The organism is Telluria sp. AIW5 (assembly GCF_056680575.1).
Window position 1 is genome coordinate 4,657,208 of the sequence record NZ_CM155289.1, and the last position, 23,417, is coordinate 4,680,624.

A 23,417-nucleotide genomic window follows, 5' to 3' on the forward strand; every position below is an offset into this window, starting at 1 on the left:
TTCTGTCAACGCCGCATATCGACACAGCGCGCAACATCACACGTGCATTGAACGCGTGGACGGCAGAGGCGTCCACCCTACCATCCCTCCCCTCCCGCTTTGCGCCATCGCAAAGCCACCCCCTCCCCTACAACGTAATATTTTTTCCTGCAGGAATTTGCATTTCTGCAAGGAGGGCATGCGCACGCAACCTGGCGCCGGCCCGCACGATGATGCCGCTCCTGCCCATCTTCCATGCCGAACTTCGCGCGCTCCAGCCTGTATCGCAAACTGACCACGATGTCGCTGCTGTCGACCGGCGTCGCGCTGGCCTGCGTGTTCGTCGCCTTCACCGTCGCCTCGGTGCTGAACGGGCGCGAGAACGAAGGCCGGCAGCTGTCCTCGCTGGCCGGCGTGGTCGCGGCCAACAGCGCCGACGCGCTCGTGTTCAACGACCGCAGCCTGGCGCGCACCCTGCTCGCCTCGCTCGAAGCGAAGGACGAGATCTCGCATGCCGCCCTGTACGACCGCAAGGGCAAGCTGTTCGCCTCCTACAGCGCCCCCGCCCACGCCGGTGAGGAGCCGGCGGCCGTGCTCGAGCCGGGCGACGAGTCCGCGCCGGCCGCGAACCCGGAGGCCGGCAGCCTGTGGTCGCCGCGCATGCGCCTGGTGCGCGGGGTGGCCGGCGCCAAAGCCCAGGTTGGCGTGCTGGTGATCGAAGTCGACTTGCTGCCGATGTGGCGCGGGATCCTGCGCAGCAGCGGCGTGCTGGCGGGGGCGATGTGCGCCTCGCTGCTGGTGTCGCTGGTGCTGGCGCGGCGTTTCACGCGCAGCATTGCCGCCCCGGTGACGAAACTGATCCAGACCGCGCAGGAGGTATCAAGCAGCCAGAACTACACCCTGCGCGTGCCGCATGAGCGGCGCGACGAACTCGGCACCCTGATCAACAGCTTCAACGACATGCTGGCCCAGATCGAAGGCCGCGGCGCGGCCCTGAGCCTGCACCGCGACGAACTCGAACGCCAGGTGTCGGTGCGCACCGAGCAGCTCGAACGGGCCAAGAACGCCGCCGAGGCGGCCAGCCGCGCGAAGAGCGCCTTCCTCGCCACCATGAGCCACGAGATCCGCACCCCGATGAACGGCGTGCTGGGCATGACCGAGATGCTGCTCGGGACGAATCTCACCGAGGCCCAGCGCAACTACACGCGCCTGGTCAAGCGCTCCGGCGAGCACCTGCTGGTGATCATCAACGACATCCTCGATTTCTCGAAAATCGAGGCCGGCAAGCTGACCATCGAATACATCAACTTCAACCTGTGGGACCTGCTGGAAGACATCCACACCGTCTACACGCCGCAAGCCCAGAACAAAGGGATCGCGCTCGACTTCGACATCGCCAACGACATCCCGGTGGCCATTTGCGGCGACCCGAACCGGCTGCGCCAGATCATGGCAAACCTGCTTGGCAACGCCATCAAGTTCACGGAACAGGGCCGGATCGAGGCGCGCGTGCGCGTGGCCAGCGAAGACAGCCAGGCCGTGGTGTTGCGCTTCGAAGTGATCGATACCGGCATCGGCATTTCGCGCGAGGCGCGCGGGCGCCTGTTCGAAGCCTTTTCGCAGGCCGACGATTCGACCACCCGCAAGTTCGGCGGGACGGGCCTGGGCCTGGCGATCTCGAAGCAGCTGGTCGAACTGATGGGCGGCGCGATCGGGGTCGACAACGGTGCAAAGCAGGGTTCGGTGTTCTGGTTCACGGTCAGCTTCGACAAGCGCCGCGTCGATCCGGACGCGCCCGGCGGGCAGCAGGACCTGCTTGCCGGCATGCGCGTGCTGGTGGTCGACGAGGACGAGACCACGCGCATCGCGCTCGAACGCCATCTGGCCGAATGGGAGCTCGCCTGCGAGGGTGCGGCCAGCGCCGGCGCCGCGCTCGACCGCCTGGTCAGCCGCGCGCGCGCCGGCCAGCCTTTCGACGCCGCGATCGTCAACATGGAACTGACCCAGTCGAGCGGCCTGCTGCTGGCGGCGACGATCAAGTCCTCCCCGCTGACGCGGCCGACCCGCATCATCCTGCTCAGCCCCGAACGCGTCGCGGCCGATCCGGTGCAGCGGCGCGAAGCGGGTGTGGCCTACCAGCTGATCGAACCGGCGCGCGCGGCCGACCTGTTCGCCTGCCTCGGTACCCGTCCGCGCGGCCTGACCGCGCCCGCGCCGCAGTTCCTGCCGCCGCCGCAGGCGCCGCGTGGCGAGGGCACGGCGCGCGTGCGGCGTGTGCTGCTGGCCGAAGACAATCCGGTCAATGTCGAAGTGGCGAAAGCCATGCTCGAGAGCCTGGGCTTGCAGGCGCAGGTCGCGCAGAATGGCCTGCAAGCCCTGGAGGCGACGCGCGGCACCGCTTTCGAGGCCGTGCTGATGGATTGCCAGATGCCGGTGCTGGACGGCTTTGCCGCCACGGCGGCGATCCGGCGCGAGGAGCAGGATGCCGGCCGTGCGCGCACGCTGCCGATCATCGCGATTACCGCGAATGCGCTGCAGGGCGACCGCGAGGCCTGCCTCGCCGCCGGCATGGACGACTACCTGTCGAAACCGTTTACGCAAGCCGAGCTGGCGGGCGTGATCGGGCGCTGGATCGCGCTGCCGCTGGCCGCCAGCGTGCACCACGACGAGTCCGTCCCGACCCTGCCGATCGAAGCGCGCGAAGTGATCCAGCGCGACGTCATCAACGCGAAAGCGCTGGAGAACATCCGCGCGCTCAGCCAGCAGGGAGGCGACGCCCTGGTGCGGAAAGTCATCCGGGCCTATGTCGGCGACGCCCCGCAACACCTGCGCACGCTGCGCCAGGCGGTCGGCGGGCGGGATGCCGATACCGTGCGCCGCGTCGCCCACAGCCTGAAATCGGCCAGCGCCAACGTCGGCGCGGAGACGCTCGCGCGCCTGTGCAAGGACCTCGAACAGATGGGCCGCAATGCCAGCGTGAGCGGCGCGGCCACCCTGCTGACCGACATGGAAGAAGAGTTCCAGACCGTGCGGCAGTCACTGAATGCCATGCTGGAAAACTAGTGAAGGAAACATGATGCCAGCCTCCCCTTCTTCCCAACGCGGTGTCGTGCTGGTTGCCGACGACGATCCGGTGATGCGCCTGCTGATGCTCGAGATGCTGCAGCAGGTCGGACTCGACGGCATCGAAGCCGGGGACGGACGCGAAGCGCTGGCCCTGGCGCGCGAGCGCCGCCCCGACCTGATCCTGATGGACGTCGAGATGCCGTACCTGGACGGCTTCGCCGCGTGCCGCGCGATCCGCGGCAGCGAGGGTCCGGGCGCCTCGGTGCCGATCGTGATGGTCACCGGCGGCGACGATATCGAAGCCGTCACCAGCGCCTACGAGGCCGGCGCCACCGACTTCGTCTCGAAGCCGATCAACTGGCCGATCCTCGGCCACCGCGTGCTCTACGTGCTGCGCGCCAGCGACGCCATCGCCCGCCTGCGCATCGCCGACGCCCAGAACCGCGCCGTGCTGGCCGCGATTCCGGACACGTTCTTCCGCATGAACCGCGACGGCTTCTATCTCGACTACGAACCGGGCCGCGGTTTTCCCAGCCGTGAGCGCGACGGCGCCGTGCCCTTCACCAGCGAACGCTGCGTGGGACGCCACATCTCCGAAGTGCTGCCGAAGGACATCGGGGGACGGGTGATGGAACAACTGGCCGAGGTGCTGCGCACCCAGCAGATCCGCTCGATCGAATACGAACTGCTGCGCTTCGGCGCGACCCAGCATTTCGAGGCGCGCCTGGTGGCGACCGGGCCCTCCGAAGTCCTGGGCCTGGTGCGCGACATCAGCGAGAGGAAGCGCAGTGAAGAGCAGATCCGGCGCCTGGCCTATTGCGACAGCCTGACCGGCATCCCGAACCGCCAGGCTTTCCTCGAAACGCTGGAACGCGAACTGCAGCGTTCGAAAGTCGGCAACAAGAAGTTCGCGGTGCTGTTCATGGACCTCGACGCCTTCAAGCGCATCAACGACACGCTTGGCCACAATGTCGGCGACCACCTGCTCAAGATCGTTTCCGAGCGCCTGCGCGAAACGATCCGTCCCAGCGACCTGGTGTCGCGCAGCGAAGCGCTACCCGGCGAGGCACCCGCAACCGAATCCTCGGCCACCAACCTGGCGCGCCTGGGCGGCGACGAATTCACGATCCTGATTCCCGACCTCGAGCGGGTCGAGCATGCACTGAACGTCGCGCACCGCGTCAAGGAAGCGATGCGCCGTCCCTTCCTCATCGACGGCAACGAGATCTTCGTCACCGCCAGCATCGGCATCTCGCTGTTCCCGGAAGACGGCGACGATTGTAATTCGCTGCTCAAGTTCGCCGATACGGCGATGTATCACGCCAAGAACTGCGGCAAGAACAACGCCAAGCTGTACAGCTCTTCGCTGACGATGCAGATCATGAGCCACGTGAAGCTCGAAGTGGGCTTGCGGAAGGCTTTGCAGAACAACGAGCTGTATCTGCTGTACCAGCCGCAGCTCGATGTGCGCTCGCTCGAAATCGTCGGCGTCGAGGCCCTGGTGCGCTGGCGTCATCCGGAGCGGGGCATCATCTCGCCGACCGAATTCATCCCGCTGGCCGAAGAGACAGGCCTGATCGTGCCGATCGGCGAATGGGTGCTGCGCACCGCCTGCAACCAGGCGCGCGCCTGGCAGCGTGCGCTGCACCGCCCGGTGCGCATGGCGGTGAACCTGTCGGCCAAGCAGTTCAAGGACGAGAACCTGTCGCAGATCGTCGTCTCCGCGCTCGACGAGACCGGGCTCGATCCGAAGCTGCTCGAACTCGAACTGACCGAAGGCACGCTGATGGACGACGCCAGGGCGACGATGGCCACCCTCGAGCAGTTGCGCGGCATCGGCGTCTACCTGTCGATCGACGATTTCGGCACCGGCTACTCGTCGATGAATTATCTAAAACGTTTCGACGTGCGGGCCCTGAAAATCGACCGCAGCTTCATCTGCGGCCTGCCGCAGGATTCGGAAAATGCGGCGATCACGCGCGCGATCATCGCGATGGCCCATGGCCTGAAAATGGCCGTGGTCGCCGAGGGGGTCGAGACCGACGAACAGCTGGTGCTGCTCGAGCAGTTCGGCTGCGACCTCGTGCAGGGCTACTTCCTCGGCCACCCGGCGAGCGCGGAGGCGATCACGCAGATGCTGGGCCAGCTGCGCATGATCCAGCCGGAGCTGCCTGCATTGCCGGCGCCGTAGGGTGGTCGGCTCCCCCCGGGGTGCCTGACACCCGCCTGCGCCCGACGCCGCCCACGCGTGACGCCCGCCTTGTGATATCCCGCGTCGATGCCGGCGTGCGTTGAACGCGTGGGCGGCGCGGACGCCGCGTCAATTCACATTATCGGGTGGAGCCGACCACCCTACCCGGCCGGCGCCAGCGTCAGCGTATGGCGCGCCGGTCCAGGCAGCAGCGGCACCGGCCGGCCCTGCACCCAGTCGGCGTGCCCGTGCAGGAAATACGGCGAGAGCGGATGGCCGCTCTGCCCGCCCGGCATGTTGAACAGCCCCTGCTCTTCGTGCCCGGGCGACACCGTCATCCGTTCCGACTGCCCGAATTTCGGACCCGCCACGCGCGGCATGTTGGCGTCGCCCGCCAACTGGTCGGGCGGCACGCCCAGCCAGCGGCCGAGAAAGGGCATCGCCAGCGCGATCGGATGGACAATCGCCGCCGTGTTGCGCGCACCCCAGGTCGCCGCCTCCAGTGGCAGGCCCTCGGCGTCGAGGCTGGCCAGCACCCGGTCGACCGCGCCCAGCTGCACCTCGCGCCAGCTGCGCCGCCCCGGCGGCAGCCAGCCGGCGGGCTGTGCATCGAGCAGGCGCGCGACCAGCGCCGGCCAGCGCGGATTGGCCAGCGCCATCGTCGCCTTCGGGTCGAGCGCCGCCAGTTGCGCATCGACGCCTTCGAAGAGGATGTCGTGCAGCGCCCACATGAAGCTGCGCGCGAGGCGGTAGCCGACCGAATCGACGTCGGCGCGGCCATTCCAGCTGGTCTCGAGCAGGCGCCGGAAGGCGGCGCGGCGCGGCTTTCCCGCTGTCGCGGCACTGTCGAGCACGTCGAGCGCGCGTTGGCGCCAGAGTGCGATGAAGAGGGCGCGGTCGTCGAGTGCGACCGCAAACGCGCCCTGCTCGTCGGTGCGTGGCCCGAGGCCGCGCAGGCGGTCGCGCAGCTGGCTGCTGCGCGCGCCGAGGTCGAAACCGCCGTCCCCGAGCAGCGCACTGTTTGATCCCAGCAGCTGGCGGTTGTTCGCGGTCGAGAGCAGGCCGTCTGCGGGGTTGATCACGCGCGGATAATGTTCGGGCGCGAGCAGGCCGCTCCAGGTTGGCGTCGGCTCGCCCGCCAGCAGCGGAAAGCTGGCGAAAGGCGTGGCGAAAGGCGTGGCGAGAGGCGCGGTGAGAGACGTAGCGCCGGCGGCGTCCGGCGCGCGTTGCGGCAAGCGGCCGGCGATCGTCCAGCCGATGTTCCCGGCGGCGTCGCCGGCAATGAAATTCTGGGCCGGAATGCCGTCGAGCGCGGCGATCCCCAGCGCCTCCTCGAGCGTGGCGGCCCCCTCGAGGCGCAGGTGGTTCAGGTTGACGGCGCCCGGCGCGTGCGCCACCCAGTGCAGCGCCCAGGTCCTGCCGCCCGCCTCGCGCAGCGGCCCGAAGCGGGTCTCGCGTACCAGCAGCCGCTCGGCCGGCGCGCCCTTCACGGCGATCGTCTCGGCATGCTCGGCCGGGCGCTCCCATCCTTGCGGCGTGCGCACCTCCCCGGGACGCGTGCGCTCGAGCTCGCGCCCGACCTCGACCAGGTCCAGGTAGTCGCCATAACTGTTGGTGAAACCCCAGGCAACCTTGCCGTTGCTGCCTGCGATCACCAGCGGCGGCGCGCCCGGCAGCGTCACCCCGACCAGGCGCCGCTCGCCGCCCTGCCCGTCCGGATACCGCAAGGCCAGCCGGTACCAGATGTTCGGCAACTGCAGGCCCAGGTGCATGTCGTCGGCGACGATCGCGGCGCCCGTCGTGCTGCGGCTGCCGGCGATCGCATAATTGTTGCTCCCCACCAGGTCGCCGCGCCCGAGCAAGGCCAGCGGCGCCGGCTGGCCCGCCCTGCTGCCCCACCAGGCCGGTGCGCGGTCCGGCAGCGCTGCCTCGGCCGGCGCTGCCATGGATGGGCCGTCGAGCGGCGTGTCCCAGCGCGTCGCCTGCGGCAGCAAAAAGGCGAGTTGCGCGGCATCGCTGTGCTCGCGCAGCCAGCCGCGCGCCAGTTCGCGCGGCTCCTGGTTGCCCTGCAGGTCGATGAACATCGCCCACACTGCCAGCAGCGAATCCTCGGCCCGCCACGGCGCCGGCGCCGTGCCCGTCAAAAGGTATTCGAAGGGCCGCGCGGCGAGCGCCTTCACACCGTCGTTGACGCCGGCCACGTAACGGTCGACGAAGGCACGCTCGGCCGGCGAGAGGGTCTCCAGCGCCTGCACGGCGCGGGCGCGGAAACGGTGCAGGCGGCGCGCGCGGTCGAGCGGCAAGGCGCGCGGCCCGAACAGCTCGGCCAGCTGGCCTCCGGCGGTACGGCGCAGCAGGTCCATCTGGAAAAAGCGCTCCTGGGCGTGGACGAAACCGGTGGCATAGGCGACATCGAGGCGGTTGCCGCCGCGGATCATCGGTACGCCCGCTTCGTCGCGCGCGATCGTGACCGGGCCGGCGAGGCCGGGCGCGTCGCGCTTGCCGTCGAGCTGCGCGAGGCTGGCGCGCAGCAGCAGCCAGGCGCCGAGGCCGGCCAGAACCACCAGTGCGAACAGGACGAGCGCCAGGCGCCGCGTCCAGGCCTTCCAGCCTCGAGCTCGCATCTCTCCCCCAGTTATTTTTATTTATGCGGATGATGTTGCCAGAAAAACCACACCGGAGAAAGCGGTCTGCGCGATTCCATGCGGTGCGCATGAAGATGCAAGGGAGCGTCCGATTGGACCGGATCGAGCAGTGTTCTGGTTCTTGCGCTAAGCTCGAAACCGGTGAAGTTCACCGCAAAGGAGCTCGCAATGCGTACTTACATCATCCTGTCAGCAGCGCTGCTGCTGAGCGCCTGCGCCACTCCACAGGAACGGGCGGCGCGCAAACAGGCGGAAATGGCGGAGATGATCGCCGTCTACGGACCGGCCTGCGACCGGCTCGGCTATGCCCAGCAATCTGATCAATGGCGCAACTGCATTATCAGCCTCAGCACGAAGGATGAGGTGCAGCGCTACGGCAGTTCCGCCGGGTATGGCGGAGGCTGGGGCGGACGCTACTGGGGCGGCGGATTCTGGGGTCGCGGCTGGTAACAGTTGCCGAGAGCCCGGGACCGCTGCGTAACGTAGGGTGGGCATGCCCACGCGCTCATGCTCCGGCATGTTGCACGGTCACCGGGGACCGCATCGGCTCGCGCGTGATGTCGTTGGAATTCGACCGCGTGGATTCGTCGCTCACGTTGCGGCATGCATGCGTACGTCCGCGTGGGCATGCCCACCCTACGTTACGTAGCGGTTCCCGGTAAAAATGGTGCGGGAGAGAGCGCTAGCAGACGCCTCGCGCACTCGGCTTTCGTGACGGCCTCGCGCGTGGCAAGCATGCGCTCGACCAGGCGCTGCGCGTGCGCCACCAGGTGAGGATGGCGCACGTCGGGCGGATGCAGGGACAGGCGCATCAGCGGCCCGGTCGCCAGGCAGCGCGCGGCGATGCTTGCGGCAACCGGCGACAGCGCCCTCCCCGTGCGGTTCCTGGCCGTGTACACGAGCGAAGGCGCGAATACCGAGCGTCCCTGGCGCAGCAGGTGAAAGCGGGTAAACGTCGTGGTGTACGAAAAGGCGAACTCCGGCAGCACGCGCCAGGATGCCTCGCCCAGCAACCAGGCGGGCGGGACGAAGCCCGCGACCGGCCAGTCGCGCTGGCGGAACCATTCGAGTCCCAGCGCGATGCGCTCGCGCGCTTCCTCGGCGGCGAGCGCCGCGAACTCGCCTTCGCTCTGCGTGTAGACGCCGCGCAGGAATCGCTGGCGCAGGCCGCTTGATGCGCGCGCGGTATCGAGATGGGTATAGCCGTGCAGCGCCAGCTCGTCGCCGCGCGCCAGCACCGCGTCCAGCCCGCGGCGCATGGCGCCCTCGTCGTCGCTACGGTCGTGGTAGCGCGGCACGACCAGCCAGGTCAGGCGGATGTCGGCGACCTCGCGCATGGCCCGCGCCAGGCGCGCGCACTCCTCCCAGGTGGCGGGCGCGACGTCGTGGATCGACACGCACAGCAGGGGCGGCTCGCCTGGGGCCAGATGGGCTTCAATCGGTGACACAGATGCTCCTCGCTCCGGGTTCGTCCTGCCCGCGCGTGCCGAGCACGGCCTGGTAGCGCCGCATCACCTGCGGCAGGATCTCGTTCCAGTCGTAATACTCGGCTGCCTTGCGCCGCGCGTTTGCGCCCAGCAGGCCCAGGTCGCACGCGTAGATGGCCTCGATCGCGCTGGCCAGGCTGTCGACGCAGTTCGGCCGCGCGAGGATGCCGGTGTGCTCGTCGACCAGCTCGGCCACGCCGCCGCCGCTGGTGGCCACGACCGGCAAGCCGCAGGCCATCGCTTCGAGCACGATCAGGCCGAAGGTTTCGCAGTCGCCCGGATGCACCAGCACGTCGCAGCTGGCCAGCAGGCGCGCCAGGTGGCGCTGGTTGCGCTTGAACGGGACATAGGTGATCTGCGGATAGCGCGGCAGGTCGAGGCCGCCGCCGATCATGAGCAGGTGGTAGGGCCGGCCGAGTTTGCGCACCGCCTCGATCAGCAGCGGGAGTTTTTTATCTTGCGTGAAGCGCCCCGCATACACGAGCAGGCGCGCGTTGTCGGGCAGGCGCAGGTGTGCGCGCAGGGTCTCGACCCGGCGTGCCGGATGAAAGACGCTGCTGTCGATCCCGAGCGGCTGGTGGCGCGCGTCGGGCACGCCCATCTCGTGCAGTTGCTCGACCATGGCACGGCTGGGCGCGAGCACGAGGTCGAACTGGCGGTAAAGGTGCGACAGGTATTTGCAGGTGACGCCCTCGGCCGTCGGGCCGAAGCGCGGACGCACCAGGCGCGGCAGGTCGGAATGGTAGAAAGCGATGGCCGGCACGCCCAGGCGGCGGCGCAGCTGCAAGGCGGCCCAGGCGCTGTGGCCGGCGTCGCCCGCCTCGATCAGGTCGGGTTCGGCCTGGCGCAGCAGGCGCGCCGGGGCGCGCACCGAGGTCGGCATGCGAAAGCCGTTGATGCCCGGCAGCGCAAACGCGGGCACGCGCACCAGGGCCGGCGCTTCGCCGCCGCTGTCGACGTTCGGGCTGAGGATGGTGTGCCGGACGCGGCTCTGCCGCGCCAGCCAGCGGGCCTTGGCGTTCAGGTAGGTGCTCACGCCGTTGCCTTCGGCGGCGTAGAACATCGTGATGTCGACTAGGTGCATGCTCGCAGGTCCGCTTGAGGTCAGTCCCACGATAGCAGCGGACTTTGGGCGCCGATTGCGCGCACGCAAACGCCCACCGCCGCGGACCGTTTGACAAAAGCCTTCATGGCGGCCCTGTATCGTCTCGCCGTACCAATGTACTGACTTCGATGAGGTGCCTGTCCTGAAGGCTTTGTCAGCCGCTCCAATGCTCCGTCGCTACGGGGTTCTTATCAGAAGATTATGCACTGCGCCTGTCAAGCATGGCGCGCGCTATCGTACCCGCGTCGACGTACTCGAGCTCGCCGCCCACGGGCACGCCGCGCGCGAGGCGGCTGACCTTCAGCCCGCGGGCCTTCAGCATCTCGCTGATGTAGTGGGCGGTCGCTTCGCCCTCGTTGGTGAAATTGGTCGCGAGGACCACCTCGACGACGACGCCATCCGCGGCGCGGCCGACGAGCTTATCGAGGTGCAGGTCTTTCGGACCAATGCCGTCGAGCGGCGACAGGCGCCCCATCAGCACGAAGTACAGGCCTTTGTACGTCAGGGTCTGCTCGATCATGATCTGGTCGGCCGGGGTTTCGACGATGCACAGCAGCGTGCGGTCGCGCGCCTCGTCGGCGCACATCTCGCAGACCTCGGTGTCGGCGAAGGTATTGCACATGGCGCAGTGGTGCACCGAGTCGACCGCCTGGTAGAGCGCGCGCGACAGCATCGCCGCCCCTTCGCGGTCGTGCTGCAGCAGGTGGAAGGCCATGCGCTGGGCGGACTTGGGCCCGATGCCGGGCAGGCGGCGCAGCGCCTCGGTCAGGAAGTCGAGGGACTTGGACATGTCGGGCGGTGCGCGATGAAGGTCGGGAGCTCGGTCAGAACGGCAATCAGAACGGCATCTTGAAGCCGGGCGGCAGGCCAGGCATGCCGGCGGTCAGGCCGCTCATCTTTTCGGCGGAGGTGGCTTCAGCCTTGCGCACGGCATCGTTGAAGGCGGCGGCCACCAGGTCTTCCAGCATGTCCTTGTCGTCGGCCAGCAGCGACGGGTCGATCTGGACGCGCTTGACGTCGTTCTTGCAGGTCATCGTGACCTTCACCAGGCCGGCGCCCGACTGGCCTTCGACTTCGATGAGGGCCAGCGCGTCCTGCGCCTTCTTCATGTTGTCCTGCATGGCTTGCGCCTGTTTCATCAAGCCTGCGAGCTGGTTTTTCATCATGGTGTGGTTCTCCAATAAATTGTTTGAAAGTAGGTGGTCAGACCGGCGGGCGCACCGAGCCGGGCACGACGAAGGCGTTCAGCAAGCGCTCCATTTCCTGCACGAAGGGGTCGCCGGCGACGATGGCTTCGGCCAGGCGCTGGCGCTCTTCCTTCGCGGCTTTCGCCTCGGCGCTGGCCGTGTACCAGACCGGACCGATTTCGGTCTCGACGGTGATGCGCTTGCCGGCAAACATCTCTTGCACTGCCGCCTGCAGTTTTTCGCTGTTGCCGCTGGCACGCAGCGTGTCGACCGGCACCCGCAGGCGGAACACGGCGGAGTGGGTGTCGGCATGGCAGTCGATGAGTTCGGTCTGCAAGGCCAGCTGCTGCGACACGCCGCGCAGCGGCAAGGTCGCGGCCAGCGCGGGCCAGTTGCCGTCCCAGTCGAGCTCGGGCACGGGCGTGACGACGTAGGCATGCGGCGCCTTGGCCGGCGCCCGCGCTGAAACAGGTACACTCGCCGGCGCCGTTACGGTTGCGGTTGCGGCCGCCGTTTCGTTGGCGACGGCGGTGTCGTCGGAAAATTCGGTGACCCAGGATGGCGGCCCGTCGTCATCGCTGCCAGCGGCCTGCTGGCGGCCCTGTGCCTGCGGACGCGCCACCGCCTGCGGCTGTTGGCCACTGTCCCAGGGCGGCGCCGCGCCGGGACGCGCGGGCTGTGCCGGCATGCCGGCGGCGGGCGGCGCGGACGCACTGCCGGGCTGGCCGCCGGAAGGACCGACATTGATCGGGCGTGCCGGTGCTGCCGGCGCGGACGGCGCCTCGGCTGCAGGCGGCGCGTCGGCGCCCGGACGCCTGGCCGGCGCACGCTGGCCGGAGGCCGCGCGGGCCGCCTCCAGCGCGGCGTTGATCGCGGCGCGCGCCGAATTCATGGCCGGGGCCGGGTTGGCCGGCGGCGCAGCCGGACGCGGCGGTGCGGCAGCCGGAGCCGGCGCAGCCGCCGGCGCCTGCGCGTGGCTGGCAACGGCAGCCGCTGCTGCACGCGCCGCCGGCGGCGCCGGACGCGGTGCGCTCGCCGCAGCCGGCGCGGCGATGCGCTCGGCCCCGCCCTGCCCCGGGCGGAAAGCCAGCATGCGCAGCAGCGTCATGGTGAAACCTGCGTACTCGTCCGGCGCCAGCCCGATCTCGTTGCGGCCGTGCACGGCGATCTGGTAGAACAGCTGCACTTCCTGCGGATCGAAGGACCCGGCCAGGCGCAGGATGTCGGCCAGCTCCGGCAAGTCTTGCGGCACCGCGGCCGGCACCGATTGCGCCAGCGCGATCCGGTGCAACAAGGTACCCAGGTCCTGCAGCGCGCCGTTATACGACAGGCTGCGGCTGGCCATCTCGTCGGCCACGGCCAGCAGGTCGGCACCGTTTTCAAGCGCGAGCGCGTCGAGCAGGCGCACGAGGTAGGACTGGTCGAGCGCGCCGAGCATGCCCTGCACGGCATCGAGCGTCACGGCGCCGGCGGCATAGGCGATCGCCTGGTCGGTCAGCGACAGCGCATCGCGCATCGAACCGTGGGCGCCTTGCGCCAGCAGGCGCAGGGCCGGCTGCTCGAAGCTGACGCCTTCCTGCCCCAGGATATTTTCCAGGTGGCCGACGATGTGACCCGGCGGCATCTGCTTCAGGTTGAATTGGAGGCAGCGCGACAGCACCGTCACCGGGATCTTTTGCGGGTCGGTCGTGGCGAGGATGAACTTGACGTGCTCGGGCGGTTCTTCGAGCGTTTTGAGCATCGAATTGAACGCGTGATTGGTCAGCATGTGCACCTCGTCGATCATGTAGACCTTGAAGCGCGCATTGCTCGGCGCGTAGACGGCCTGCTCGAGCAGCTGGGCCATTTCGTCGACGCCGCGGTTCGATGCGGCGTCCATCTCTATATAGTCGACGAAGCGGCCGGCGTCGATCGCGCGGCAGGCTTCGCACTGTCCGCAGGGCTGGGCGGTGATGCCGCCCGTGCCGTCGGGCCCGGTGCAGTTGAGCGACTTGGCGAGGATACGCGAGAGCGTCGTCTTGCCGACGCCGCGGGTGCCCGTGAACAGGTAGGCGTGGTGCAAGCGGCCGGTGCCGAGCGCGTGCGTGAGCGCGCGCACGACGTGCTCCTGGCCGACCAGCGTTTCGAAGTTCTTGGGACGGTATTTGCGGGCGAGGACTTGATAGGACATACCGCGATTTTACCGCAGATGGCGGTCGGCGCGAACATTCCCGGCTGAGGCAAGGCGGAAGGCTATCTGTTGGCGCAGCACTTTTGTCTTGATCGACAAACAATTGTTTGAGACTGAGGCGCACTGAAACCGGAGGGGACTGCGGGAGGGAGAACGACGAGGAAAACGAAGGAGGCGAGCCTGATCTGCGGCACTTGCGGTGAACGGCTTTGGCTGCTTCGTTCCCGACCTGACCAGGTAAACCATGCCACAATGCGCAGGGGCCCGCCAGCGGCCATTATAACCGACCGCACCGGTTTTGGGGCCGGCTTTTCGGCCCCTGCCTGCAGACGGTTCAGCCCCCCTGTTTCAGCAGGGCCAGCAAGGCATGCGCGCCCGGCTCGGACGAGGCCGGATTCTGTCCGGTAACGAGCAAGCCGTCGGTAATCACATAGGGCGCCCAGTCCCCCGCCTTGCTGTACTGGCCACCATTTTTCACCAGCATGTCCTCGACCAGGAAAGGCACGATCTCGGTCAGGCCGACGGCAGCCTCTTCCGTATTAGTGAAGCCGGTAACGCGCTTGCCTTTCACGAGCGGCGCGCCGTCCGGGCCCTTCACCTTCCCCAGCACGCCCGGCGCGTGGCAGACGGCGGCGACCGGCTTGCCGCTTGCGGCCATCGTCTCGATCAGGCGGATCGAGTCGGCATCTTCGGCCAGGTCCCACAGCGGGCCGTGGCCGCCGGGATAGAACACGGCATCGAACTTCTCCGCCGATACAGTGGACAGCTTGACCGTGTTCGCCAGCGCCTGCTGCGCGGCCGGGTCTGCCTTGAAGCGATGCGTTGCTTCGGTCTGTGAATCCGGCTCGTCGCTCTTCGGGTCGAGCGGCGGCTGGCCGCCCTGGGGCGAAGCCAGCGTGAGGCTGGCGCCGGCGTCCTTGAACACATAATAGGGAGCGGCGAACTCTTCCAGCCAGAAACCGGTTTTCTTGCCGGTGTCGCCGAGGCGGTCGTGCGAGGTCAGCACCATCAGGATATTCATCGGGCCTCCTTGGGCGTTCATGATCGAAGGCCGAGTCTACCCGCACGCCGCCGCGCGCGCCGCACGCAAGGGCTATCCCCTCACAGGCCCAACTGCTGCCAGAGGTCGTCGACGCGCGTCTTGACGTCCGGCGACATCACGATCGGCGTGCCCCACTCGCGATTGGTTTCACCGGGCCATTTATTGGTGGCGTCGATGCCCATCTTGCTGCCCAGGCCGCTGATCGGCGAGGCGAAGTCGAGGTAGTCGATCGGCGTGTGATCGACCAGCACCGTGTCGCGCGTCGGATCGACCCGGGTCGTGATCGCCCAGATGACTTCCTTCCAGTCGCGCACGTCGACATCCTCGTCGACCACGACAATGAACTTCGTATACATGAACTGGCGCAGGAAACTCCAGACCCCGAACATGACGCGCTTGGCATGCCCGGCGTACTGTTTCTTCATCTGCACCACCGCCATGCGGTAGCTGCAGCCCTCCGGCGGCAGGTAAAAGTCGGTGATCTCGCTGAACTGCTTTTGCAGCAGCGGAATGAAGACTTCGTTCAGCGCCACGCCCAGCACGGCAGGCTCGTCGGGCGGCTTGCCGGTATAGGTCGAGTGATAGATGGGGTCGCGCCGCATCGTGATGCGGTCGATCGTGAACACCGGGAAGCTGTCCTGCTCGTTGTAGTAACCGGTATGGTCGCCGTACGGCCCCTCCAGCGCGTGCTCGAAGCCCGTCGGGTGGTTCGCATCCGGATAGATATGGCCTTCCAGGACGATCTCGGCCGAAGCCGGCACGCGCAGTTCGCTGCCGATGGCTTTCGTCAGCGTCGTGCGCTGGCCGCGCAGCAGGCCGGCGAACTGGTATTCGGACAGGCTGTCGGGCACCGGCGTGACGGCGCCGAGGATGGTGGCCGGATCGGCGCCCAGCGCGACGGCCACCGGATACGGCTGGCCCGGGTTGGCGATCGCGTGCTCGCGGAAGTCGAGCGCCCCGCCCCGATGGGCCAGCCAGCGCATGATGACCTTGTTGCGTGATAACACCTGCTGGCGGTAGATGCCCAGGTTCTGGCGCTTCTTGTTCGGACCCTTGGTAATGACCAGGCCCCAGGTGATCAGCGGTGCGATATCCCCGGGCCAGCAATGCTGGATCGGCAGGCGCGCCAGGTCGACGTCATTGCCTTCCCAGACGATTTCCTGGCAGGACGCGCCCTTCACTTCCTTGGGCGCCATGTCCCAGACGGCTTTCACGAGCGAGCCGAGGCCCAGGATGTCCTTGAAGCCGCGCGGCGGCTCGGGCTCCTTCAGGCGCGCCAGCACGTGGCCGATGCGGCGCAGCTCGCTGACATTGTCCGCGCCCATGCCCAGCGCCACCCGTTGCGGCGTGCCGAACAGGTTGGCCAGGACGGGAATCGTCTGCGGAGCGCCGCCCGGACCCGTCGGTTTTTCAAACAAAAGCGCGGGTCCGCCGGCGCGCAGGACGCGATCGGACACTTCCGTCATCTCGAGATGGGTCGATACCGGGACGCTTACACGCTTTAAGTCGCCATTTAGTTGCAGTTGGGACATAAAATCCCGAAGATCTGAATATTTCATCAAGTTTTGCTTGTTTTTTCGGTTGCTTGAGGTTAATCAAATTGCGCCGCCAAGTGTTTGATTTGGCAAGGTATTGCTGAGCTCAGGTACGAAAAGTCAGATCTATAAGTTATAAGGCGCAGTCGTGCTAGTATTGACTTGGTATAAACGACCTCCTACAATCGCACCTACTTGATGAGGCGGCCATTTGAAAAGCAGATTGTAGCCGCTCTCATAACTTCACGGGGTCGGGGCCCCAACGACATTTTTAAGGAGTGTTTCCACCAGGCTTCTGCCTGAACCCCCGACACAGTTGTTGAGCCACTGGACCGCACCCGCCCTGGGACACCGGCCAGCTGAAGCAAAGCAATGACGGCGTTTTGGTCTTCCCTACTGGAAGCCCTGACGATTTTTCTGATGCACGGCATTGGTACCTCCGTAGCGCTCAGTGCGCCACGACGGGATCCTTTTCGCCGCGACAAAGGGGACTTCGATGATCAATCGTTTGTTCGGCTCGAGCGCAAGGCTCGTCCACATGGCCAGCCAGCCAATCACGTTTTCACAAGTGACGAAAACGGCACGTGGTCTGTTGACCACAATGCAGCACACATTGACCGTGTTCGGTCTCTCGGCAGTGGCAGTACTGGCCCTGCTCTACACGAACCCGGATGCAGCGAAAAAAGTGTCCGCACTGCTGACGCCAGGATCCGCGGCCCGCGCACCCGTTGGCGTCGTCGTCGCAACCGCCACCCCTTTGCCGGCCCACGATGCCGCGCACGAGACGACGCAAGCCCCGGCCGAGCTGAAGGTCCTCGGCAACAGCAAGCAACAGCAGAACGTCACCTCCTGGCTCGCCAAGCGCTACCGGGTAGCCGGCGATGCGGCCAACATGCTCGTCTCGACGGCCTATACGACGGCCCACGAGATCAAGCTCGATCCCCTGCTGATCCTGGCCGTGATGGCCATCGAATCGGGCCTGAACCCGTTCGCGGAAAGCCCGATGGGCGCCAAGGGCCTGATGCAGGTGATGGCAAAGGTCCACCACGACAAATTCCAGGAACTCGGCGGCGCCGAAGCGGCCCTGGACCCGGTCGCCAACATCAAGGTGGGCGCGCAGATCCTGAAGGATTACGTGAAGCGCACCGGCTCCGTCGAGGGCGGCCTGAAGACCTACGTGGGCGCGGCCGACATGGAAGACGATTCCGGCTATGGCGCCAAGGTGCTGGCCGAATACAAGCGCCTGAAAATGGTCGCCGGCGGCAAGAAGGTGCCGACCACCACGCCGGCCGCCCCTACGCAGATGGTCGTCAAGGCAGCGCCAGCCGCTGCCCCGGCGGTGCCGAAGGCCGACCAGGCGGCCCCGGCCGAGCACGTGGAAGCGCTGGCGACGCTGTAAGGCGACGCATCGAACACTCCTCACGGCCACCGCTCGCGGTGGCTTTTTTATGGCGATGAAGATGTATTGCGATACCGTGCCGGAGTCCGCAGCAGCTGCGTAACGCAGGGTGGGCATGCCCACGCGTTACGGCATATGAGAGCTTACAACCTCCGACGATCGCCCGCGAAATACGCACACCACGGTCCATCCATCGTTCGCGGTCTTGCGGTGGCGTTATGCCTGCGCACCGGCACGTACGCGTGGGCGTGCCCACCCTACGGTGCACTTCCGCCAACGGCGAGCACAAAGTCCGCGAACCAACAAAAAAGCCACCGTGCCGGCTCGGCAACGGTGGCTTTTCGCCATCCCTACTATATAGAGAGGGAAATTAACGCCGGGCGTCGGCGCCGACTTCTTCGGGACGCAGCCGCGAGGCCAGTTTATCGAGCACGCCGTTGACGTACTTGTGGCCGTCGATCCCGCCGAAGGACTTGGTCAGCTCGACCGCTTCGTTGATGACGACGCGGTAGGGGATTTCCGGGTGGTTCTTCAGCTCGAAGGCGCCCAGCAACAGCACGCCGTGCTCGATCGGCGACAGTTCGGCGACGCTGCGGTCAATCAGCGGGGCGATCGATTCGCGCAGCTCGACCGAGGTCGTGATGGTGCCGTTCAGCAGCGTCGAGAAATACTCGCCGTCGGCCTTGTCGAAGCCGTGGGCGGCGCGGATGTTGTTGGCCACCTGGGACGATGGCTCATTGTTCAGCAGCCATTGATACAGGCCCTGGAGCGCGAACTCGCGCGCGCGGTGGCGCGGGGTGCGGTTCTTGCTCGGGTTGGCGTGGGTGGTCTTGTCGGTCATGTTCGTCCTTCGATTACTCTTCTTCTTCCTCGGGGTGCAGCTCTTCCAGCGCCAGCAGCAGGTTGGCCATCTCGACGGCCACCTTGGCCGCGTCGGCGCCCTTCTCTGCCATGCGCACTTCGGCCTGCTCGTCGGTCTCGGTGGTCAGCACGGCGTTCGCGATCGGGATGCCGTAATCCAGGCCGATGCGGGTGATGCCGGCGCCGGACTCGTTCGAGACCAGCTCGAAGTGGTAAGTCTCGCCGCGGATGACGGCGCCCAGCGCGATCAGGGCGTCGAACTGCTGGGTCTCGGCCATCTTTTGCAGGGCCAGCGGGATTTCCAGGGCGCCCGGCACGGTCACGTGCAGGATGTCTTCGTCGGCCACGCCCAGGCGCTTGAGCTCGGCCAGGCAGGATGACAGCAGGCCATGGCCGACGTCGGCATTGAAGCGCGCCTGCACGATCCCGATGCGCAGGTCCTCGCCTGTCATGTTGCTCTCATAAGTTCCTACGGTCATGGCTGCCCTCTTCTTGGTATGTTCGTATTAATAGTGTATGTATGGTACTGCGTCAGGCCGTCGGATTCGCAATGTAGCCGGTGACTTCCAAGTCGAAACCGGTCATCGACGGCATCTTGCGCGGATTGGCCAGCAGCTTCATCTTGCCCACTCCCAGTTCCTTCAGGATCTGGGCGCCGATGCCGTAGGTGCGCAGGTCCATCGTGGCCGCGCGGCCGGTCGGACGCGCGCCCGGCGCGTCGAGCGAGCCGAACTGGGCGAACAGCTGCTCGGCCGTCTCGCCGCAGTTCAGCAACACGACGACGCCGCTCTCGCTTTTCTGGATCGCTTCCATCGCCGAGGCCATGGTCCAGGAGTGGGTCGTGGCGCGGTGTTCCAGCACGTCGAGGATGGAAACAGGCTGGTGCACGCGCACCAGGGTTTCGACCTCGCGCCTGACGTCGCCATGGACCATCGCCAGGTGGGCGCAGCCGCTCGGCTTGTCGCGGTAGGCGACGAGCTTGAATTCGCCCTGCGCCGTGTTCAGGGTACGCTCGGCAACGCGCTCGACCAGGCTTTCGTTCTCGCTGCGGTAGTGGATCAGGTCGGCAATCGTGCCGATTTTCAGGTTGTGCTCTTTGGCGAACTCGATCAGGTCCGGCAGGCGCGCCATGGTGCCGTCTTCCTTGATGATCTCGCAGATCACCGAGGCCGGGGTCAGGCCGGCCATTTCGGTCAGGTCGCAGCCCGCTTCGGTGTGGCCGGCGCGCATCAGGACGCCACCCTTCACCGCACGCAGCGGGAAGATGTGGCCCGGCTGCACCAGGTCGTCGGGCTTGGCGCCCTTGCTCACCGCGACCTGGATCGTGCGCGAACGGTCGGCCGCCGAGATACCGGTGGTCACGCCTTCGGCCGCTTCGATCGAGACGGTGAAATTCGTGCCGAACGAGGTGCCGTTCCGGCTCGTCATCATCGGCAGCGCCAGGCGGTCGCAGATTTCTTCGGCCAGGGTGAGGCAGACCAGGCCGCGCGCGTGGCGGATCATGAAGTTGATCGCTTCAGGCGTGACGAAGTCCGCCGCCAGCACCAAGTCGCCCTCGTTCTCGCGATCTTCCTCGTCGACCAGGATGACCATGCGCCCGGCGCGCAGTTCGGCAACGATTTCCTGAGTACTAGAAATAGACATTCGGTTCCTTGAAACGGTGACGCGTCGTGCGTAATCCGCTATTTTAAAGGATTTATGGGGTTCCGACCGAGTCGATGCGAGGAAGCCGGCAGCCAGCTTGTAGCCAGCTGGCAGCAGAGAGTTGTATTTGAACACTTCGAACGTTGCACCAATGCAACAAGAATACATTTGTTCAAAAACAATTGTTAATTTTTATGTTTTACTATGCAACTATGTAGGGTTTGCGACATCATTCCGATGTCAATTTATCGCGATCTGGCCTAACGCGCCGCCGTGCTGCTGCCGGCGCACTCATGGAGTAGTCATGTTGGTACCGCTATTTGCCCGTCAGTCCACCGCCGCAGCCCGGGAGACCCACTGATGGCGACCATCCTCATCGTCGATGACCGGCCGAGCAACCGCGCCTACCTGATGGCACTGCTTGGATTTACCGAGCACCGGCTGCTCGAAGCCGAAGACGGCGCCGCCGCGCTGCAACTGGTGCGCGCCGAACGGCCAGACCTGATCATCACCGACATCCTGATGCCGACCATGGACGGCTACGAGTTCGTGCAGCGCCTGCGCGCCGACCGCGCCCTGGCCGCCACCCGTGTCATCTTCTATTCAGCCGTATATGCGGAGCGCGAGACGATCGCGATGGCGCGCAGCTGCGGCGTGCAGACCGTGCTCTCCAAACCTTCCGACCCGCAGGACATCATGGCGGCGGTCAATGCCGAACTGGGCCTGTCGGCCGCGGCGGCGCAGGAGGCGCCACGCGAAGCCGTCCGTGAAGCACGCAACGCGCCCTCCTCCGCGGCATTCCTGCCGCCCGCGCCGCCACCCGCCGACAGCCGCCTCGCCACGCGCCTGGCCGCCCTCGAGGACATGTGCCTGCGCCTGGCGGGCGAACGCCGCGTCGAGGGCCTGGTCGACCTGTTCCTGCAGGCCGCGGCGCGCATCCTCGACGCCGACCAGCTGGCCCTGTGCCTGCTCGAGAACGACGAGCGCACGGTGCGCCACCTGGCCGCGCGCGGCCTCGACGGCGCCCTGCTCGCACCCCATGCGGCCGGCACGCGCCTGCCCGGCGCCCTGCTGCAAACGCGCGGGCCGCTGCTGCTGGCCGAAGGCGATCCGCTGCTGTCCACGCTGCCGCCCGAACTGCCGCGCTGCGGTTCCTTCCTCGGCCTCGCGGTGCGCGACCTGCGCCACCTGCACGGCTGGGTGTACTTCGTGCGCGCCCCGAGCGCGGCGCCCTTCGAACTCGAGGACGAACGCTGGGCCTCGGCCCTGGCCGCCCACCTGGCGGTCGCCTACGAAAACCTGAACCTGTACGGCGTGGTGCAGCGCCACGCGGCCCAGCTGCAGCTCGAAGCGACCGCGCGCGCCGAAGCCGACGCCGCGCTGCGCGAGAGCGAACACCGGCTCGAGCTCGCGCGCCAGGTCTTCGACAGCACCCAGGAAAGCATCATGATGACCGACGCCAGTGCGAACATCGTCGCGGTCAATCCGGCCTTCGAGCAGATCACGGGCTTTCGCGAAGCGGAGGTCGTCGGCTGCAATCCCAGCGTGCTGCGCTCCGGCCGCCACGACGCCTCGTTCTACCGCTGCATGTGGGACGGCCTGGAACAGGACGGCCAATGGCGCGGCGAGATCTGGAACCGCCGCAAGAACGGCGAAGTCTACCCCGAGCGCATGAGCATCAGCGCGGTGCGCGACGAGGCCGGCAAGCTCACGGCCTATGTCTCGGTGTCGACCGACCTGTCGGCTTTGAAAGCGGCCCACAACCGGCTCGACTTCCTGTCGAACCACGATGCACTGACCCTGCTGCCGAACCGTTCGCTGTTCCACGACCGCCTGCAGCAGGCGATCGCCGCGGCGCGGCGCGACGGTAGCCAGCTGGCCCTGCTGCTGGTGAACGTGGACCGGCTTTCGCGCATCAACGACAGCCTGGGACACGCCGCCGGCGACGCCCTGCTGCGCGAAGTGGCGCTCCGGGCCAGCGCCGTCGCCGGCCCCGCCGACACGGTGGCGCGCCTCTCGGGCGACGAATTCGTGCTGCTCACCGGCTGCGAGGACACCGAGGACATCATCCTCGCCGCCCAGCGCCTGATCGAGGCGATCGCCCAGCCGATTGCGGTCGACGGGCATGACGTGGTCGTCACCGGCAGCATCGGCATCAGCGTCTTCCCGCGCGACGGCAATGCGGCCGGCGACCTGCTCAAGGCGGCCGACGCCGCGCTGGCGAACCAGAAGGACGCCGGCCGCAATGGCTTCCGCTTCTTCAAGGGCGAGATGAACGACCAGGCGATGCGCTGGCTGGCGCTGGAAACGCGCCTGCGGCGCGCCATCGGCCAGGCCGAACTGGCGCTGCACTTCCAGCCGCAGGTGGCCTGCGCGGACGGGCGCGTGCTCGGCATGGAAGCGCTGCTGCGCTGGCACAGCTCGGAACTGGGCCGCGTCTCGCCGGCCGACTTCATCCCGCTGGCCGAGGACACGGGCCTGATCCTGCCGATCGGCGACTGGGTGATCCGCCAGGCCTGCCTGCAGAACAAGGCCTGGCAGGATGCGGGCCTGCCCTGCGTGCCGGTGGCGGTGAACGTCTCGGCACACCAGTTCAAGGCCGGCACGGTGCCGCAGGTGGTACGCGCGGCGCTGCAGGAAACGGGACTCGCGCCGCAGTACCTCGAGATCGAACTGACCGAGAGCGTCATGATGGGCGACACCACGGCGGCCGAAGCCCAGCTGGCCGAACTGCGCGCCATGGGCGTATCGCTCTCGCTCGACGACTTCGGCACCGGCTATTCCTCGCTCGGCTACCTGTCGCGCTTCTCGCTCGACAAGCTGAAAATCGACCAGGCTTTTGTGCGCAACATCACCACCGACCCGCGCAGCGCGGCGATTGCCCAGGCCACGATCGCGCTGGCCGAAGGCTTGTCACTCAAAGTCGTGGCCGAAGGCGTGGAGACGCTGGCGCAGCGCGACTTCCTGGGCAAGATCGGCTGCGCGGTGCTGCAGGGTTACCTCTACAGCCGGCCGGTGCCGGCGCGCGAGATGGAAATGCTGTTGCTGGCGGGGCGCGTGATCGTCTGAGGACACAGCTGAAGGACAGGGGCGCGGGCGGCCGTTA

At 67.1% G+C, this 23,417-nt stretch carries 16 protein-coding genes and 1 other RNA gene; 5 read left to right on the forward strand and 12 right to left on the reverse strand.

Annotated features, from left to right (window positions below; genetic code table 11):
- Positions 1-234: 234 nt before the first annotated feature.
- Together AC1MEM_RS20655 and AC1MEM_RS20660 are read left to right on the forward strand one after the other, a co-directional pair.
- Complete coding sequence (locus AC1MEM_RS20655) at positions 235-3,042, forward strand: response regulator (protein WP_499473713.1); 2,808 nt, start codon at positions 235-237, stop codon at positions 3,040-3,042.
- A gap of 13 nt (positions 3,043-3,055) precedes the next feature.
- On the forward strand, positions 3,056-5,236 hold the full coding sequence (locus AC1MEM_RS20660; protein WP_499477714.1) for a putative bifunctional diguanylate cyclase/phosphodiesterase: 2,181 nt from the start codon (positions 3,056-3,058) through the stop codon (positions 5,234-5,236).
- Positions 5,237-5,397: 161 nt separating this feature from the next.
- On the opposite strand, the gene AC1MEM_RS20665 is transcribed toward AC1MEM_RS20660, so the two are convergent.
- Positions 5,398-7,860 (reverse strand): penicillin acylase family protein, encoded by a 2,463-nt coding sequence (locus AC1MEM_RS20665; protein WP_499473715.1) that lies wholly within the window; start codon positions 7,858-7,860, stop codon positions 5,398-5,400.
- A 189-nt stretch (positions 7,861-8,049) separates the two neighbouring features.
- On the opposite strand from AC1MEM_RS20665, the gene AC1MEM_RS20670 reads away from it, so the two are divergent.
- Positions 8,050-8,331, forward strand: coding sequence for a hypothetical protein (locus AC1MEM_RS20670; RefSeq protein ID WP_499473717.1), 282 nt, complete (start codon positions 8,050-8,052; stop codon positions 8,329-8,331).
- Between the two features lie 191 nt (positions 8,332-8,522).
- On the opposite strand, the gene AC1MEM_RS20675 is transcribed toward AC1MEM_RS20670, so the two are convergent.
- The 8 genes from AC1MEM_RS20675 to ubiD form a co-directional block, all read right to left on the reverse strand.
- Complete coding sequence (locus AC1MEM_RS20675; protein ID WP_499473719.1) at positions 8,523-9,329, reverse strand: DUF2334 domain-containing protein; 807 nt, start codon at positions 9,327-9,329, stop codon at positions 8,523-8,525.
- Positions 9,316-10,452, reverse strand: a complete 1,137-nt coding sequence (locus AC1MEM_RS20680; RefSeq protein WP_499473721.1) for a glycosyltransferase family 4 protein — start codon at positions 10,450-10,452, stop codon at positions 9,316-9,318. The genes AC1MEM_RS20675 and AC1MEM_RS20680 overlap by 14 nt, the downstream gene beginning before the upstream one ends.
- Positions 10,453-10,672: 220 nt before the next feature.
- A complete protein-coding gene (gene recR / locus AC1MEM_RS20685; protein ID WP_499473723.1) occupies positions 10,673-11,263 on the reverse strand; it encodes a recombination mediator RecR in 591 nt (196 codons plus the stop codon).
- Between the two features lie 46 nt (positions 11,264-11,309).
- The gene (locus AC1MEM_RS20690) at positions 11,310-11,639 is read right to left on the reverse strand and encodes a YbaB/EbfC family nucleoid-associated protein (protein ID WP_499473725.1); all 330 of its coding nucleotides are present in this window, start codon (positions 11,637-11,639) and stop codon (positions 11,310-11,312) included.
- A gap of 37 nt (positions 11,640-11,676) precedes the next feature.
- Complete coding sequence (locus AC1MEM_RS20695; RefSeq protein WP_499473727.1) at positions 11,677-13,830, reverse strand: DNA polymerase III subunit gamma/tau; 2,154 nt, start codon at positions 13,828-13,830, stop codon at positions 11,677-11,679.
- A 170-nt stretch (positions 13,831-14,000) separates the two neighbouring features.
- Positions 14,001-14,099: signal recognition particle sRNA small type (ffs, locus tag AC1MEM_RS20700), an RNA gene on the reverse strand.
- 65 nt (positions 14,100-14,164) lie between these two features.
- Positions 14,165-14,851 carry a type 1 glutamine amidotransferase domain-containing protein gene (locus tag AC1MEM_RS20705; protein ID WP_499473729.1) on the reverse strand — a complete coding sequence of 229 codons (687 nt, stop codon included), beginning with the start codon at positions 14,849-14,851 and terminating at the stop codon, positions 14,165-14,167.
- Positions 14,852-14,931: 80 nt separating this feature from the next.
- Entirely contained in the window at positions 14,932-16,431 is a 1,500-nt protein-coding gene (gene ubiD / locus AC1MEM_RS20710; RefSeq protein ID WP_499473731.1) for a 4-hydroxy-3-polyprenylbenzoate decarboxylase, read from the reverse strand.
- Between the two features lie 577 nt (positions 16,432-17,008).
- On the opposite strand from ubiD, the gene AC1MEM_RS20715 reads away from it, so the two are divergent.
- Positions 17,009-17,806: a transglycosylase SLT domain-containing protein gene (locus tag AC1MEM_RS20715; protein WP_499473733.1), complete on the forward strand. Its 798-nt coding sequence runs from the start codon at positions 17,009-17,011 to the stop codon at positions 17,804-17,806.
- 370 nt (positions 17,807-18,176) lie between these two features.
- Here AC1MEM_RS20715 and nusB read toward each other — a convergent pair whose 3' ends face one another.
- Genes nusB through ribBA form a run of 3 tightly spaced genes read right to left on the reverse strand, consistent with a single transcriptional unit; the run spans position 18,177 to position 20,311 of the window.
- The gene (gene nusB, locus AC1MEM_RS20720; RefSeq protein ID WP_499473735.1) at positions 18,177-18,647 is read right to left on the reverse strand and encodes a transcription antitermination factor NusB; all 471 of its coding nucleotides are present in this window, start codon (positions 18,645-18,647) and stop codon (positions 18,177-18,179) included.
- A gap of 13 nt (positions 18,648-18,660) precedes the next feature.
- Positions 18,661-19,146 carry a 6,7-dimethyl-8-ribityllumazine synthase gene (gene ribH / locus AC1MEM_RS20725; protein ID WP_499473737.1) on the reverse strand — a complete coding sequence of 162 codons (486 nt, stop codon included), beginning with the start codon at positions 19,144-19,146 and terminating at the stop codon, positions 18,661-18,663.
- 52 nt (positions 19,147-19,198) lie between these two features.
- A complete protein-coding gene (gene ribBA / locus AC1MEM_RS20730; RefSeq protein ID WP_499473739.1) occupies positions 19,199-20,311 on the reverse strand; it encodes a bifunctional 3,4-dihydroxy-2-butanone-4-phosphate synthase/GTP cyclohydrolase II in 1,113 nt (370 codons plus the stop codon).
- A gap of 360 nt (positions 20,312-20,671) precedes the next feature.
- Between ribBA and AC1MEM_RS20735 the strand changes: the two genes are divergently transcribed.
- Positions 20,672-23,380 carry a two-component system response regulator gene (locus AC1MEM_RS20735; protein ID WP_499473741.1) on the forward strand — a complete coding sequence of 903 codons (2,709 nt, stop codon included), beginning with the start codon at positions 20,672-20,674 and terminating at the stop codon, positions 23,378-23,380.
- The last annotated feature ends 37 nt before the right edge of the window (positions 23,381-23,417 follow it).

What these genes read in the sequence shown, in the direction of transcription:
- ribH (WP_499473737.1), bottom strand. Translation starts at nt 19,146, where the DNA reads ATGACCGTAGGAACTTATGAGAGCAACATGACAGGCGAGGACCTGCGC.
- AC1MEM_RS20670 (WP_499473717.1), top strand. Translation starts at nt 8,050, where the DNA reads ATGCGTACTTACATCATCCTGTCAGCAGCGCTGCTGCTGAGCGCCTGC.
- AC1MEM_RS20695 (WP_499473727.1), bottom strand. Translation starts at nt 13,830, where the DNA reads ATGTCCTATCAAGTCCTCGCCCGCAAATACCGTCCCAAGAACTTCGAA.
- AC1MEM_RS20665 (WP_499473715.1), bottom strand. Translation starts at nt 7,860, where the DNA reads ATGCGAGCTCGAGGCTGGAAGGCCTGGACGCGGCGCCTGGCGCTCGTC.
- ribBA (WP_499473739.1), bottom strand. Translation starts at nt 20,311, where the DNA reads ATGTCTATTTCTAGTACTCAGGAAATCGTTGCCGAACTGCGCGCCGGG.
- recR (WP_499473723.1), bottom strand. Translation starts at nt 11,263, where the DNA reads ATGTCCAAGTCCCTCGACTTCCTGACCGAGGCGCTGCGCCGCCTGCCC.
- ubiD (WP_499473731.1), bottom strand. Translation starts at nt 16,431, where the DNA reads ATGAAATATTCAGATCTTCGGGATTTTATGTCCCAACTGCAACTAAAT.
- AC1MEM_RS20680 (WP_499473721.1), bottom strand. Translation starts at nt 10,452, where the DNA reads ATGCACCTAGTCGACATCACGATGTTCTACGCCGCCGAAGGCAACGGC.
- AC1MEM_RS20715 (WP_499473733.1), top strand. Translation starts at nt 17,009, where the DNA reads ATGCAGCACACATTGACCGTGTTCGGTCTCTCGGCAGTGGCAGTACTG.
- AC1MEM_RS20690 (WP_499473725.1), bottom strand. Translation starts at nt 11,639, where the DNA reads ATGATGAAAAACCAGCTCGCAGGCTTGATGAAACAGGCGCAAGCCATG.
- AC1MEM_RS20705 (WP_499473729.1), bottom strand. Translation starts at nt 14,851, where the DNA reads ATGAATATCCTGATGGTGCTGACCTCGCACGACCGCCTCGGCGACACC.
- AC1MEM_RS20655 (WP_499473713.1), top strand. Translation starts at nt 235, where the DNA reads ATGCCGAACTTCGCGCGCTCCAGCCTGTATCGCAAACTGACCACGATG.
- AC1MEM_RS20660 (WP_499477714.1), top strand. Translation starts at nt 3,056, where the DNA reads ATGCCAGCCTCCCCTTCTTCCCAACGCGGTGTCGTGCTGGTTGCCGAC.
- nusB (WP_499473735.1), bottom strand. Translation starts at nt 18,647, where the DNA reads ATGACCGACAAGACCACCCACGCCAACCCGAGCAAGAACCGCACCCCG.
- AC1MEM_RS20735 (WP_499473741.1), top strand. Translation starts at nt 20,672, where the DNA reads ATGGCGACCATCCTCATCGTCGATGACCGGCCGAGCAACCGCGCCTAC.